Source organism: Pararhodobacter zhoushanensis (genome assembly GCF_025949695.1).
GTDB classification, from domain to species: domain Bacteria; phylum Pseudomonadota; class Alphaproteobacteria; order Rhodobacterales; family Rhodobacteraceae; genus Pararhodobacter; species Pararhodobacter zhoushanensis_A.
In genome coordinates this window covers 442749-456788 of the sequence record NZ_JAPDFL010000001.1, presented here as the reverse complement: position 1 = coordinate 456788, position 14040 = coordinate 442749, and the positions used below count along the sequence as shown (strand labels likewise).

Below are 14040 nucleotides of genomic sequence, written 5' to 3'. Positions count from 1 at the left end.
GTCTTCGCTCACGGTCATCGGCATCCCTGCCTGTACCGTTTCTCCAGCATGGCGCGGTAACCTTAACGTTAGGTAAATCGCGCCTCTTTGCTCTTCAAATATCCTGGGGGGTGAATGCGCGCTTGCGCGCAGAGGGGGCTAGCCCCCTTTCTGTCGGCCTCACCCAGCACAGGCGCCGGGCGGTCGGCGACCGAGCGTTCGCCGTTGAACACAAAGGGCGAACGGACGCCCGGGTGTGCACCGAGGTCCAGCTGCATACCGCGTGCGATGATCTGGGGGTCAGCGAAGACCTCGTCCATCGTGTTGATCGGACCCGCCGGGATGCCGTGGTCTTCGCAGGCCTTGAGCAAACCTGCCTTTGACCAGCTGCGCGTCGCGGCGGTCAGCGCTTCGGACAGCTCGGCGCGGTGTTGTACCCGGTCGGCGTTGGCGAGGAAGCGTGGATCGGTGATCAGCGCCTCAAGCCCCAACGCGCGGCACAGGCGTTGGTACTGGCCGTCGTTCCCCGTCGCGATGATGATATGCCCGTCAGAGCATTCGAACACCTGATAGGGCACCAGATTGGGGTGCCAGTTACCCGTTCGTCCGGGCGGCGTGCCAGTGGCCAGGTAGTTCATCGCCTGATTGGCCATCACCGACACGGCGCAGTCCAGCAGGCTCATGTCGACATGGGCACCCAGCCCGGTGCGGCTGCGTTCGATCACGGCGGCCAGAACGGCCGTTGTCGAATAGACCCCGGTGAACAGGTCGGTCACCGCTACGCCGACGCGGTGCGGCTCGCCCTCGGCCGGGCCGGTGATCGACATCAGGCCGGACATGCCCTGAATGATGTAATCGTACCCGGCGCGGTGCGCATAGGGGCCATCTTGCCCGAATCCGGTGATCGAGCAGTAGATCAGGCGGGGAAACTCGGCCCGCAAGCTGTCGTAATCCAGCCCGTATTTCTTCAGCCCGCCGACCTTGAAGTTCTCGATGACGATATCGGCATCCGCCAGCAGCGCCTTGACCTTGGCCTGTCCTTCAGCCGTTCGGAAATCGGCGACGACCGAGCGTTTGCCCCGGTTGGCGGCATGGAAATAGGCCGCGACGGGGGTGCCGTCGCGGTCGATGAAGGGCGGGCCCCATTGGCGGGTGTCGTCGCCCTCGGGCGCTTCGACCTTGATCACCTCGGCCCCCAGATCGGCCAGTGTCTGACCCGCCCAAGGCCCCGCAAGGATGCGGGCCAGCTCGATCACGCGCAGGCCCGCCAGAGGTTTTGCGCTCATCCCCGATTCAGGAGCGGATCAAGGATGGCACGGAACTCGTCCATGCTCATGTTGGAATAGGTGGTGCCGTCGATGACAAAGGACGGGGTGCCGGTCACGTCGTATTCGGTCATGCCCTCCTGATAGACCTGCATCATCGCCGTGGCGAGGTCGCGGTCGGTCAGGCATTCGCTGAGCTGCTCATCGGTCATGCCAGCGCGGCGGCCGATGCGGCGCAGGTTGTCGGCGACGACGTTGGGATCGTCACCCTGCGCCCATTCGCGCTGCTCGTCATAGAGCATGTCGACGATGCCGAAATAGCGCATCTCGCCGCCGCAACGGGCGACCAGCGCGGCCCACAGGCCATAGGCGTCGAAATAGACTTCGCGATAAACAAACTTGACCAGACCGGTGTCGATATACTCGGCCTTGAGCTGCGGCCAGACGGTGGCGTGGAAGTTGGCGCAGTGCGGGCAGGTGAACGAGGCGAACTCCATCAGGGTCACCTCGGCGTCCGGGTTGATCACCATCTCGGTCACGCGAGAGGTGTCGACCTGACCCTCGGTGGTTTGCGCATGGGCGGCGCCGGGCTCGATCAGCGTCGAGCCGAGCGAGGGCGCATTGCCGCCGTTCAGGCGGGTCCAGGCACCGTAACCGCCGATGGCAACCACAGCGGCGACCCCCGAAAGCAGAAATGAACGTCTATTCATGCGTTATCCTTTCCTTCGTCCGCGAGCCCCTTCGGTCCGCGCCTTGTCTCTTTTGTCAGAATGTTGGTGGCCATCCGGTCCAGCGCAGCCTTGAGCCCGCTGTCGGCGACGCCCTCGGTCAGGCTGTCGACAACCGTGCGTGCCCGTGCCAGCGCCTGCGGCGACGGCGGCGCGATGTTGGCGCGTTCAAAGGCGCGCTGGCTTTCGGCCAGCCCGCCTGCCAGCCCGCGCGATGAGGTTTGCGTGACCTTGATCCGCGCAATCGCGGCATAGCCGTAGATCGCGTTGACCCGTTCGCGCAGGGGTTCCAGTTGCATCTGCACCAAGGGCGCTGCAGCCCCTGAGGCCAGCACCGTCAGCGTCGCGCCAAAGCCCTTTTGCGCATAGCTGACCTTGACGGGCGTACACAGCACCGCCAGATCAGGCCCTGCGACCTCGGCCCAGTGGGTGAGCAGCCGGGTGGTGGCAAAGCCATGCGTTTCGCCCGCCTTGCGGATATGATCGCGCAACAGACCGCTGGCCGGCTCGAAGCCGCGCATGCGGCGCGCGCCTTTCCAGCGCGGCTTGGTCGAGGGATCGGCAGGGGCGGTCATCCGTGGGGCATGCTTTCGTCTTGGTTCACAGTATTCTAGTCAGTTCCACGGCCGAGGCCAGTGGTCGCGGAGAGAGGAGCCTCAAGAATGCGTGACGGAATTGACCGCGAGCAGGTCTCGGGGGCGCTTTTGCGCTGGTATGACCGCGCGGCGCGGGTGCTGCCGTGGCGCGTCGGCCCGGCTGAGCGTGCGGCGGGGGTGGTGCCCGATCCGTACCGCGTCTGGCTGAGCGAGGTGATGCTGCAGCAGACCACGGTGGCGACGGTGAAGGCGTATTTCCACCGTTTCACCACGCGCTGGCCGACGGTTGAGGCTTTGGCGGCGGCGCAGGATGCCGAGGTGATGGCGGAATGGGCGGGGCTTGGCTATTACGCCCGCGCCCGCAACCTGATCGCCTGCGCGCGGGCGGTGGCGGCGCAGGGCGGGTTTCCCGATACGCTGGACGGGTTGCGCGCCTTGCCGGGGATCGGGGCTTACACGGCGGCCTCGGTCGCGGCGATTGCGTTTGATCGCAGCGAGACGGTGGTGGATGGCAATGTCGAGCGGGTGGTGGCGCGGCTGTTTGCGGTGCGAGACCCGATGCCGAAGTCCAAGCCGATGCTGGCCAGGCTGGCGGCGCGGCTGACGCCGCTTGAGCGCCCCGGCGATTTCGCGCAGGCGATGATGGATCTGGGCGCGACGGTCTGCACCCCGCGCACGCCGCGCTGTGACGACTGCCCGCTGGCCGGGTTCTGTGAGGCGCAGGCGCAAGGGATTGCCGCAGAGCTGCCGGTGAAGACAGCCAAGACACCCAAGCCGACGCGGCGGGGGATTGCCTATGTGGTGATCCGTGAGGATGGCGCGCCGCTGCTGGAAACCCGCCCGCCCAAGGGCTTGCTGGGCGGGATGCCCGGCTGGCCGGGCAGCGACTGGGGCGATGATCCGACCCCGGCGCCGCCGCTGGCGGCGGATTGGGCGCTGCTGCCGGGGGTGGTGAAGCACACCTTTACGCATTTCCATCTGGAGCTGAGCGTCGCTACCGCCCGTGTGCCCCAAGCGGTGAACCCCGAAACCGGCGACTTTCGCCCGGGTTTCGACCCCGGTGCGCTGCCGACGGTGATGCGCAAGGTCTGGGACCATGCGGCAAGCGGCGATCTTTTCGCCGGGCGCGATGGGGCATAGACTGCTGGCAACCGGAGGTTCGCCATGACCCAATCCCGCCCGCTCGGCTCGCTTGCCTCGGCCCTGCCGTTCTGGCTGTCGCTGGGCTTTGTGCCCATTCTGGCGGCGGGCACCCTCTGGGGCGGCTGGTGGCTGATCTTGCCCGTGCTTTATTCCGCCGGGCTGTTTTCATTGCTCGACTGGTTCACCGGGCTGAATAAGGTCAATCCGCAGACCGACGCGCCGCTTGACCAGCTGTTCTGGTATCGCCTGATCACCCTGATCTGGTTTCCGGTGCAGTCTGTGCTGATCTATGGCGCGCTGTGGTGGGTGACGCATCGTGGCACGCTGACGGGCGCTGAGATGCTGGTGCTGTTCTATGGGCTGGGCATTGCGACCGGCGCAGTCGGCATCGTCTATGCGCATGAGCTGATGCATCAGAAAACTGCATCCGAGCGCTGGCTGGGCGATCTGCTGATGGCGCAGGTGCTCTACAGCCATTTCCGCAGCGAACATCTGCGGGTGCATCACCTGTGGGTCGCCACCCCGCGCGACGCGGTGACCGCGCGCTATAACGAAGGGTTCTGGCACTTCTTCTGGTGTGTGCTGCGCGACTGCCCGCGCTCGGCCTGGCGGGCCGAGGTGGCGATGCTGGCGCGGGCGAGGAAATCACGCTGGTCGGCGGCGAACCCGTTCTGGCGCTATGCGGCGTTGCAGGCGGGGTTTCTGTTGCTGGCGTTTGTGGTGGGCGGCTGGCTGGGGCTGGGGCTGTTCCTGTGGCAGGCGCTGATCGCGGTGCTGCATCTGGAGCTGACCAATTACATCGAGCACTACGGCCTGACGCGCCGCCATCTGGGCGAGGGGCGCTATGAGCATGTCCTGCCGCGCCATTCGTGGAACGCGGCGCACCGGGCGTCGAACTGGCTGCTGATCAACCTGCAGCGCCATTCGGATCACCATTACAAACCAGACCGCCGCTTTCCCCTGCTGCAGACCTATGCGACCGAGGAGGCGCCGCAACTGCCGCTGGGTTATCCGACCTTGCTGGCCGTGGCCGCGATCCCGCCGCTGTGGCGGCGGCTGATGAACCCGCGGGTGCGGGCGTGGCGGCGGCAGTTTTATCCCGATATTACCGACTGGTCGGCGTATAAGGCGGGGACAAACCCGATGCCGCGCGGCGCCGGTTGAGGGGGTGGCGCGGCTCGGGGGCATCGAGCCCCCTCGCCGCGCGCAGGGGGCGCTGCCCCCTACGGCCTGACGGCCTACCCCCGGGATATTTTTCGAGCAAAGAGAGGCTTAGCGGCGGCCGAGCCAGCCCTTGCGGTAGAACCAGATCGCAAGAACCACGGCGATCAGGCCCATGATCCCCATCACCGCCGGGTAGCCGTAGCGCCAGTGCAGCTCGGGCATGTCGTCGAAATTCATGCCGTAGACGCCGACGATGAAGGTCAGTGGGATGAAGATCGTGGCGATCAGGGTGAGGACCTGCATGACCTCATTGGCGCGGTTGGACTGGCTGGAGAGCAGGATATCCACCAGCCCCGTAGCGATCTCGCGGTAGGTCTGGATCGTTTCGATCAGCTGCACCGCGTGGTCCTGACAGTCGCGCAGATAGAGACGGGTGTTGTCCGAGAACCGCTGGGTTTCCTCACGCTGCAGGGTGGCGACGACGTCGCGCATCGGCAAAATGGCGCTGCGAATACTCATCAGCTCGCGCTTGAGGACGTGGATGTCGCCCATATCGACCGCGTCGGGGTCGAAGACGACGGTGTCCTCCAGCTGTTCGAGTTTTTCACCCAAAGCTTCGAGCACCGGGAAATAGGCGTCGATGGCGGCGTCGACCAGCGCGTAGCACAGGTAATCGGCCCCGCGTTTGCGCATTTGTCCCAGCGGGTTGCGCAGGCGGGTGCGGACGGGGTCGAACACGTCGCCTGCGTGTTCCTGCACGGTGATGACGAACCCGTCGCCGAGAAAGATCGACACCTGTTCGGTGTGCAGCCCGTCCTGACCGGGTTCGGGCATGCGCAGGACGATGAACTGGTGGGCCTCGTATTCCTCGGCCTTGGGGCGCTGATGGACGTTGACCACGTCCTCCAGCGCCAGCGGGTGCAGGCCGAAGCTGGTGCCGATTTTTTGCAGCAGGTCGGTATCGGCCAGACCGTCGATGTTCAGCCACAGGATGCTGCCGGGCGCGCAGGGGGCGAGGCTATCGTCCTCGCTCACGCCCTCCGCATTAAAGCGGATCGCGCGGACGCGGGTTTCGCCGGCATCGGGGTCAGCCGTCAGCGTGCCGGGAGGGGTTCCCGGCGGGCTGCGGCGGCGGCGCTGGTAGCGGGGTGGCTTGGTCATGGAGGGAAGCTAGCGCGCGGGTGGGGCCTTGGAAAGCTGGACCGCCAGAATTCCGGCCATGATGATCGCGACGCCGATGATGTCGACCACGCCCAGCGTTTCACCCAGCAGGGCGGCGGCGATGGCGACGCCAAAGAACGGGTTGAGGAAATGAAAGGTCGCGCCGCGTACGGTGCCGATGCGTTGCACCAGTTTGAACCAGACCCATGTCGCGGCAAGGCCGGGGACGAGGGTGGTGTAGAGGAAGGCGAGGATCAGGCGGGGGGTCAGGGTGACCGAGAGCGTCTCGAAGGCCAGCGAGGGGCCGATCAGAACGACAGAGCCGATCAGCATCTGCAGCCCGACGACCATCATCACGTTGCCGCCGGATGACGCGCCGCGCAGGGCGAGGGTGGCGACGGTGAGGGCCATCGCGGCGAGCACGCAGAGGGCGGTGCCGAGCGGGTCCAGCCCGCTTCCCAGCCGCGCGCCCATGATCAGGATGACGCCGCCAAACCCGGCGACCAGCCCGGCGATGGCGAGGGGTTTCAGGCGGTCGCCGAAAAACACGAAGCCGGCCAGCGCGACCATCAGCGGCAGGGTCGAGGCGATGATCGCGGCGGCCGAGGCCTCGATCCACTGCATGGCGATGAAGTTGAGGCCGAGATAGGCGCCGTTCTGGCAGATCCCGAAGATGATCGTGGCGCGCCACTGGGCGCGGGTCAGCCGCCACGTCTCGCCCATCAGGCGGGCAAGGGCGACGCCGATCAGGCCGGAAACAAGGAAGCGGGCCGAGAGGGACAGGAGCGGCGGGGCGTCGACGACGATCATGCGGGCCGAGGTGAAGGCCGAGCTCCACATGAAGGCGAAGGCGAGACCCATCAGGAGGGCTTTGAAATCCATGCGGTCCCCTTTCGGGCCACGGACGGGGCCCTGCCAGCAGGGATAACGAGGAAATAAGGGCAGGGAAAGGGGTGTCCCATGATGGGACAAGGGCGTGGATTGAGGGAAATCAACGGGTTGAGGGGAAGGATTCAGGTTTTGTTAAGAGATGTCCCCGGGGTGGGGGTGGGGACGGTGGGGGAATTGCGGGGGTGGGTGCGCCGTGCGGACAGGACGGATTGCCCGTAGGTCGGGGTTCACCCCGACATTGGCGCATGGATGTGCAGGGCGCGGAGTGTCGGGCGCGGGAGAGAGAGTCGGGGTGAACCCCGACCTACGGCTGGCTTTTCACCTCCTTGAAAATCGTAAAGAAAACGGCGAAATACGCGAGCACTGCGCACACTCCTATCATGAATGCCGGAAGCAGCAATGTTCCCGCATAGCCAGGCAAGCCAATCGTTTTCGAATAAATTCGACACCGAAGATCGGAAAGGCAGTCATATCCCGAAAAAGTTGAACTGACCATTAAGATTGCCATAGCAATAAGCGCTCCAAGAGGGAGGACAAGTCGAAATATTACATTCTTGGGGCTGAGAGGAATGTTTCTTTGAGCTTTGACGTAAGAGGTATTCAGGTGGATCACTCCGCAGACGGCAACGGAGGAGATGATGGAACTGAAAGAAACAAATACAACTGTTTCCGGAAATGAAGTGCTCACTCGAAATCCTATCAAAACAATATATGCGCCAACGACGACATAGGCCTGAATGAAAGGCGCAAAAAGTAGCCAGTTTCTCCTTCTTTGCGGTTTTCCATAGTAATTGGCGACACAAAATCCAAATAGAACAAGCCCACCAAGTGTTGTGAGGGTTCCGGTGCCCGCTATATTGTTCAAAAGGTCATTCATAGTGTCAGTTCTTCCAGTTACCTGGTGTAAAAAATGGTCGAGTTTACCATTTTTGTTAACGCTCGATTCGTCGGATTCTCTGCAAATGTGTTCTCTTCTCGCCATGGAAAACTTTGGCTCTCAGCCAAGGATAAGAAGTAATCCATAACGAGAATTAATTTTTTATCAACAAATTATTCTATATAGCTCGATCGAATCTTATTAGGGGCGGTTGGGTCGGGTGATCGGTCGGAGTTGCGCCGGGAGCGTGTCGGGCGTTGCGCGCAGGATGGTGCGCAATGAATGCGCACCCTACGGGCTGTGTGGGTTGGTCGGGGTTCCCCGGACATTGGCGCAGCGGTGTGGCGGGGATGGTGGGGTGGAACCCCACCCTACACTGGTGGCGATGGGGGCGCCCCCCCTCACACCCTCCTCTCAAACCACTCCTCCACCAGATCCAGAATGTCGTCCACGATCCCCGGGTGATCCGCGTGGCGGGCGTCGATGCGGATTGTCCAGCCGGAGACCGTCCATTCGCGGCGCAGGGTGATGCCCCGGTTCAGGCGGAGCAGGCGGCGGGGGCGGGGGGCTCGGGTGTAGCGGGTGGTGGCGCGGCGTCGGGGTCTTCGGGGAGCAGGATGGCCTCGGAAATCGCGGGCAGCAGGGCGCGCCACTGGCGATCCGCCGAGGCGCGGCCAACGGGGTGGAGGGCTTCGACCATGATCTCGCCCAGACCGGCGCGGATGGCGACGGCGAGCCGGTCCACGCGCGCCGAGGACAGCGTGTGCGGATGGGTCATCAGATCGCCCAGCACCTCGACCACGCGACCAAAGCCGCGCAGGCGCGAGCGGGCCTGTCGGGTGAGCGTGGGGTAGAGCGCGTCGGTGGCGGTGTCGATGCTATCGAAGAGACCGAACTCGACGGCCTCGCAGAGCAGCGCGCCTTTTTCCCAGGGGGAAATCTGCGCGCGCATCTCGTTTTCAGAGACCATCAGGGCCATGGCCAGCGGAATATCGGCGGGCTTGCGGATGACGCAGGGGATGGTGTCCCAGCTGCCGGGGGTCAGGCGGTTGAGCGCATCAAGGCATTGAAGGCGGCGGTGCCCGGCGAGCAGGCCCCAGGGGGTGTCGCCGGTGATCGGGAAGACCTCGACCGGTTGGCGCAGGCCTTCGCTGGCGATGGAGGCCTGCAGGGCGGCGAGGGCCTCGGGGTCACAGGTGAGGCGGTCGCGCAGCAGGGCGTCGGCGAGGATATCGCTGCGGGGCAGGTGCTGGAGGTCCATCGGCGGTTCCCTTGAGCAAAGGGCCAAGGGACCACGGCCGGGTTAACGCGGCGCGAAGCGGGCGCACGCAAAAGGCCGCGCACGCAAAAGGCCGCCCGTGGGGGGCGGCCTGAGCGGTCGTGTACGCTGACGGGTGGCGTCAGGCCACGGCGTCTTTCAGTGCCTTGGCGACGGTGACCTTGACCGCGCGGTCGGCGGCTTTGGTCAGGGTCTCACCGGTGGCCGGGTTGCGCACTTCGCGCTCAGGGCGGGCGCGGCAGGCGACTTTGCCGATGCCGGGCAGGGTGACAGCGCCGCCAGCGGAAACTTCGGTCGCGACGATGGCCGCGATGCCGTCCAGCGCGGCGGTGGCGGTTTTCTTGTCGGCGCCCATCTGCTCGGCGAGGGCGGCTACGAGCTGGGTCTTGGTCATCGGTTTGTTCATTGTTGCTCTCCGTAGGTCAAGCGTTCAGACGCGGGGCGAGGCGGCTCCACGTCATTGTCCAGCGCGTCTATCGGCAAGCATCGGATCAGGCAATCGCAAAGGCGTGCACGCCAGCGTGAAAACGCCGAAAAGGCAGGCTGTGAAAGGAAAAACCGCTTCTGAGGGGGCGTTTGGGGGCTGTGGGATTCAGGGAAATTGCCTGTTGGCGGGTTTCGGCGGGATCGGGAGCACGTGGACATTGTTTCGTGGATCCGTGATGGTGCGCGCGGGTTCGCTCTCACCAGCAAAGGGACAGGCACATGAGCATTCGCGTCGGCATTGTCGGGATCAGCGGATTTGGCGGCGGCGAGGCGATGCGATTGATCGCAGGCCATCCGGCGTTCGAGCTGGTTTATGCGGCGGGTGAGGGCAGTGCGGGCCGTCGGCTGGTCGAACTTTTCCCCGGTGTGCCGCCCCGGCTGGCCGGGCTGGTTGTCCAGAAATGGGATCCTGAGGCGCTGCCGGAACTGGACGTGTTGTTTGCGTCGCTGCCGACAGGGTCGTCGGCCGAGGGGCTGGCACGGGTGCCGGCGGGGGTGAAGATCGTCGATATCGGCGGGGATCACCGCTATGTCGACGGCTGGGCTTACGGGCTGGCCGATGTCTGGCCCGAGCAGATGGCGGGGCAGACCCGTGTGGCCAATCCCGGTTGCTTTCCGGTCGCAACGCTGAACGCTTTGGCGCCGTTGCTGGCGGGCAAGCTGATCGAGCCGGGCAATATCATCATCGACGCCAAGACCGGGATTTCGGGTGCCGGGCGGGGTGGGGCGGACAGCCGGTTCAGCTATGCGGGCAGCAATGAGAATTTGCAGCCCTACGGGTTGCTCAAGCACACCCACATGCCCGAGATGGCGACGACGATCGAACGGTTGAGCGGTGGCAAGGCCGACGGGCTTGTGTTCACGCCGCATCTGGTGCCGATGACGCGCGGCGTGCTGGTGACGATCTATGCGCGCGGTCAGACGACGACCGAGCAGTGTCTCGACACGGCGCGGCAGTTCTATGCGGACCGGGCCTTCGTGCGGGTGACGGATCAGCCGCCGCAGACGAAATGGGCCACGGGTTCGAACCTGTCGTTCGTGAGCTACGCCGCCGATCCCGCGCGCGATCTGGTGATTGCGATGGGGGTGGTCGACAATCTGGGCAAGGGCGCGGCGGGGCAGGCGGTGCAGAACGCCAACCTGATCTGCGGCCTGCCCGAAACCGCCGGGCTGGAGGGCGCGCCGGTCTGGCCGTGAGGCCATGGGCGCGCGTTGCGGGTGGTCGAGATCGGCTTGATGGATCCTGCCGAGGCGGATCAGCTGGGCACTGTCTTTTTTGACGCGGTGCGTCAGGGGGCGGCGGGGTTCTATGATGCCGATCAGCGACGCGCCTGGGCCCCGCGTGTGCCTGCGGGGCCTGACTGGGCGCGTCGGTTAACCGGGCAGCAGACGCTGGTGGCGCGGGTGGCGGGCAAGCCGGTGGGCTTCATGACGCTGGACGCGCAGGGCTATATCGACCTTGCCTTCGTGGCGCCTGCGCACCAGCGGCAGGGCGTTGGCGGGCGGCTTTACGCGCGGCTCGAGGGCTTGGCGCAGGAGGCCGGGCTGGAGCGGCTGCATACGCAGGCCAGCCATCTGGTGCGCGGGCTGTTCGAGCAGCAGGGCTGGAGCGTGCTGCGTGAACAGCAGAGCGACCGGGCGGGGGTGACGCTGACCAATTTCGTGATGGAGAAGCGGCTTTCCGGCGCCGCGTGATGCCGGCCTTCAGGCGCCGGGCCAGATCACCTGTTCAAGGTCGTAAAGACTGGCGATTCGGCTCTCCCAGTCGGGGATCGTCAGGATGCGAAAGTCGCTTGCATGATGCAGCGCCATGAGGATCAGCAACCGTCGCCGCATCGCGTTGTCAGCGGCGGCGGTGCCGTAGCCGTCAAACAGGCTTTGCACCAGAGCGGGGTTGCCATCACACATCAGGGCGCTGGGCGCGAGAAGGTCGTATTCCCACCAGCCGGTCCTGACATCGCCAAAGTCGATCAGCGCACACAGCCGCCAGTCGCCGGACTGGGCTGACAACAGGAAATTCTGCGGAATCCAGTCGCTGGTCAGGATGACAGGCGGTTCTTGCAGCGGGATCAGGGTGACGGCCTGAGGCGCGAGGGTGGCAAGGTCGTCCAGCAGCGGCGCGGCCAGACCCTGCGCCCGGTGAAGCGCAACGCAACCGTTGACCTGCGCCCGGATGAAGGCAGGCCAGGGCGTGCCGATCTGGCTGAGAGCGTCGGGCGGGAGGGCGTGAACCTCGGCCATCACGCGGCCGACGTCATGCAGGATGAGGGCGCGCTCGGGGTCCGAGAGCTGCGGCCAGATGGCCGAACCGACGACCCCGTCCAGCTTGGTCATCACCAGCCATGACCACCCGTGTTGCTCATCGGCGGCAATGATCCGGGGGATGGCGACAGACAGCTGCCCGGCCAACCGGTGCAGCGCGGCGCGTTCGCTGAGGAACTGGGGGTAATAGAGCGGCGGAAAGATCTTGAGGATTGCCGCGCCGTCGACATCTAACACCAGATTGGTGCTGTCGCCAAAGACGGTCAGATCCCGCCCTGAGAACCCCGCCGCGCGCGCGATTCTCCGGGCGAGGTCTTCCCAGTTGCCGCGATCGTGCCGCCACGCGTCGAAGGCGTCGGTGGTTTTCAGGGCCGGGAGCGTCGTGAACACTCAGGTCGTCCTACAGGAACGCCGTCTCATCAAAGCTGCGCAGTTTGCGGCTGTGGATGCGGTCCAGCGGCATGTCGCGCAGATGCTCCATGGCGCGCACGCCGATCAGCAGGTGACGGGCGACCTGCGTCTTGTAGAAGGCCGAGGCCATGCCGGGCAGCTTCAGCTCGCCGTGCAGCGGTTTGTCCGACACGCAAAGCAAGGTGCCGTAGGGCACGCGGAAGCGAAAGCCGTTGGCGGCGATGGTGGCCGATTCCATGTCCAGCGCGATGGCGCGGGACTGGGACAGGCGTTGCACCGGGCCGGACTGGTCGCGCAGCTCCCAGTTGCGGTTGTCGACGGTGGCGACGGTGCCGGTGCGCATGATCTTTTTCAGCTCGTAGCCCGACAGCTGGGTGATCTCGGCCACGGCGTCCTGCAGGGCGATCTGGATTTCGGCCAGCGCCGGGATCGGCACCCAGAGCGGCAGATCCTCGTCCAGCACCTTGTCTTCGCGCAGGTAGCCATGCGCCAGCACGAAATCCCCAAGGCTTTGCGAGTTGCGCAGCCCCGCGCAATGCCCGACCATCAGCCAGGCATGCGGGCGCAAGACGGCGATGTGGTCGGTGGCGGTTTTAGCGTTGGACGGGCCGACGCCGATGTTGACCAGCGTGATGCCCTGACCGCCCGCGCGCTTGAGGTGGTAGGTCGGCATCTGCGGCAGGCGCGGCAGGACGGGCAGGGCGGCGTTGGCGTCGGTGATCTCGGCATTGCCGGGCGCGACAAAGGCGGTGTAGCCGCTGTCAGGGTCGGACAGGGCTTGGCGCGCATAGGCCTCGAACTCGTCCACGTAGAACTGGTAGTTGGTGAACAACACGTGGTTTTGGAAATGCTCGGGGTCGGTGGCGGTATAATGCGCCAGACGGGCCAGCGAGTAATCCACGCGCTGCGCGGTGAACGGGGCCAGCGGGACCGAGCCGTCGGCGTTGCGCACGCCTTCGCCATTGACGATGTCATCGTTGGTGATCGACAGGTCCGGCACGTCGAACACGTCGCGCAGGGTGAAGGTCAGCTCACCCGACATGTTCACATCATGCCGCCCGGCCATGGCAAAATGCAGCGAGATCGGCGTGTCGGAATAGCCGACCATCACCGGCTGGCCGTGATTCTTCAGCAAAAGGTCGATCTGCTGCTGGAGGTAGTTCGAGAACAGATCGGGCCGGGTGATCGAGGTGGCATAGGTGCCGGGCTCGGGCAGGTAACCATAGGCGAGGCGGCTGTCGGGCTGGTCATAGGTCGTCGTGGTGACGCGCAGCTCTGGATAATAGGCACGGTAGCGGGCCTTGGGCGTGCCGTCCTTCAACGCGGTGCGGAAGCTGGCGGCAAGGAAATCGGTGGCCTGAGAATAGAGTGTCTGCAGATAGGCGACGGCCTGCGCGGCATCGGTGAAGGCGCGCGGCTCGGCCTGCGGGGCGGTTTCGGTCGGCAGTGAACGGGTGGGTTTCATAAACGTCTCATCAAAAGGTCAACCCTTCCCTGCCGCAAAGGTGCGGCGGGTGCATGACAGCATGACGGGAGGGGGAGTGTTGTTCCATACACAAAGATAGGGGGGTGTGCGGATAAAAGGAAGAGGGCGCGTCGGGTCAGGTCGTGACGTCGCCTGCGGAAAAGCCCTTGTTTGGCTGGGTCGCACCACGTTCCGGGTGGTGTCTGTGACGGCGGCAGTGAGGGCGCTCTGGAGCTTTTGTGGCACGCTCCGTCGGTCGGGTTCCATCACACTCGTGTGACGGTGTCGGTTTTCATGGGCGGAAAGGCGCCTATTTTTGGAATGTCTAAAGTT

Annotated in this window: 14 protein-coding genes; 4 read left to right on the top strand and 10 right to left on the bottom strand. The window is 65.0% G+C overall.

Annotated features, from left to right (window positions below; genetic code table 11):
- Positions 1-68: 68 nt before the first annotated feature.
- From OKW52_RS02315 to OKW52_RS02305, 3 genes are read right to left on the bottom strand one after another with little or no spacing between them, the layout of a single operon-like run.
- Positions 69-1265, bottom strand: coding sequence for a CaiB/BaiF CoA transferase family protein (locus tag OKW52_RS02315; protein ID WP_264504282.1), 1197 nt, complete (start codon positions 1263-1265; stop codon positions 69-71).
- Positions 1262-1954 carry a DsbA family protein gene (locus tag OKW52_RS02310; protein ID WP_264504281.1) on the bottom strand — a complete coding sequence of 231 codons (693 nt, stop codon included), beginning with the start codon at positions 1952-1954 and terminating at the stop codon, positions 1262-1264. The genes OKW52_RS02315 and OKW52_RS02310 overlap by 4 nt, the downstream gene beginning before the upstream one ends.
- Positions 1951-2547, bottom strand: coding sequence for a DUF721 domain-containing protein (locus tag OKW52_RS02305; RefSeq protein WP_264504280.1), 597 nt, complete (start codon positions 2545-2547; stop codon positions 1951-1953). Before OKW52_RS02305 ends, OKW52_RS02310 begins: the two co-directional genes overlap by 4 nt.
- 87 nt (positions 2548-2634) lie before the next feature.
- Here OKW52_RS02305 and mutY point away from each other — a divergent pair, with 87 nt between their 5' ends.
- Positions 2635-3708: an A/G-specific adenine glycosylase gene (gene mutY, locus OKW52_RS02300; RefSeq protein ID WP_264504279.1), complete on the top strand. Its 1074-nt coding sequence runs from the start codon at positions 2635-2637 to the stop codon at positions 3706-3708.
- Positions 3709-3732: 24 nt separating this feature from the next.
- Positions 3733-4875 carry an alkane 1-monooxygenase gene (locus tag OKW52_RS02295; RefSeq protein ID WP_264504278.1) on the top strand — a complete coding sequence of 381 codons (1143 nt, stop codon included), beginning with the start codon at positions 3733-3735 and terminating at the stop codon, positions 4873-4875.
- A 108-nt stretch (positions 4876-4983) separates the two neighbouring features.
- Here the strand turns inward: OKW52_RS02295 and corA are convergent, their stop codons facing one another.
- The 5 genes from corA to OKW52_RS02270 all read right to left on the bottom strand — a co-directional run bounded on the left by corA (position 4984) and on the right by OKW52_RS02270 (position 9489).
- Entirely contained in the window at positions 4984-6036 is a 1053-nt protein-coding gene (gene corA, locus OKW52_RS02290) for a magnesium/cobalt transporter CorA (protein ID WP_264504277.1), read from the bottom strand.
- Between the two features lie 9 nt (positions 6037-6045).
- A complete protein-coding gene (locus OKW52_RS02285) occupies positions 6046-6918 on the bottom strand; it encodes a DMT family transporter (RefSeq protein WP_264504276.1) in 873 nt (290 codons plus the stop codon).
- 313 nt (positions 6919-7231) lie between these two features.
- Positions 7232-7804: a hypothetical protein gene (locus OKW52_RS02280; protein ID WP_264504275.1), complete on the bottom strand. Its 573-nt coding sequence runs from the start codon at positions 7802-7804 to the stop codon at positions 7232-7234.
- A 538-nt stretch (positions 7805-8342) separates the two neighbouring features.
- Complete coding sequence (locus OKW52_RS02275) at positions 8343-9065, bottom strand: ParB/RepB/Spo0J family partition protein (protein WP_264504274.1); 723 nt, start codon at positions 9063-9065, stop codon at positions 8343-8345.
- 139 nt (positions 9066-9204) lie between these two features.
- Positions 9205-9489 carry an HU family DNA-binding protein gene (locus OKW52_RS02270; RefSeq protein ID WP_264504273.1) on the bottom strand — a complete coding sequence of 95 codons (285 nt, stop codon included), beginning with the start codon at positions 9487-9489 and terminating at the stop codon, positions 9205-9207.
- A 299-nt stretch (positions 9490-9788) separates the two neighbouring features.
- Here OKW52_RS02270 and argC point away from each other — a divergent pair, with 299 nt between their 5' ends.
- Entirely contained in the window at positions 9789-10766 is a 978-nt protein-coding gene (gene argC / locus OKW52_RS02265; RefSeq protein ID WP_264504272.1) for an N-acetyl-gamma-glutamyl-phosphate reductase, read from the top strand.
- A gap of 39 nt (positions 10767-10805) precedes the next feature.
- On the top strand, positions 10806-11264 hold the full coding sequence (locus tag OKW52_RS02260; RefSeq protein ID WP_264504271.1) for a GNAT family N-acetyltransferase: 459 nt from the start codon (positions 10806-10808) through the stop codon (positions 11262-11264).
- Between the two features lie 9 nt (positions 11265-11273).
- On the opposite strand, the gene OKW52_RS02255 is transcribed toward OKW52_RS02260, so the two are convergent.
- Both OKW52_RS02255 and OKW52_RS02250 read right to left on the bottom strand, forming a co-directional pair.
- Entirely contained in the window at positions 11274-12221 is a 948-nt protein-coding gene (locus tag OKW52_RS02255) for a phosphotransferase family protein (RefSeq protein ID WP_264504270.1), read from the bottom strand.
- A gap of 10 nt (positions 12222-12231) precedes the next feature.
- On the bottom strand, positions 12232-13707 hold the full coding sequence (locus OKW52_RS02250; RefSeq protein WP_264504269.1) for an AMP nucleosidase: 1476 nt from the start codon (positions 13705-13707) through the stop codon (positions 12232-12234).
- Positions 13708-14040: the final 333 nt, after the last annotated feature.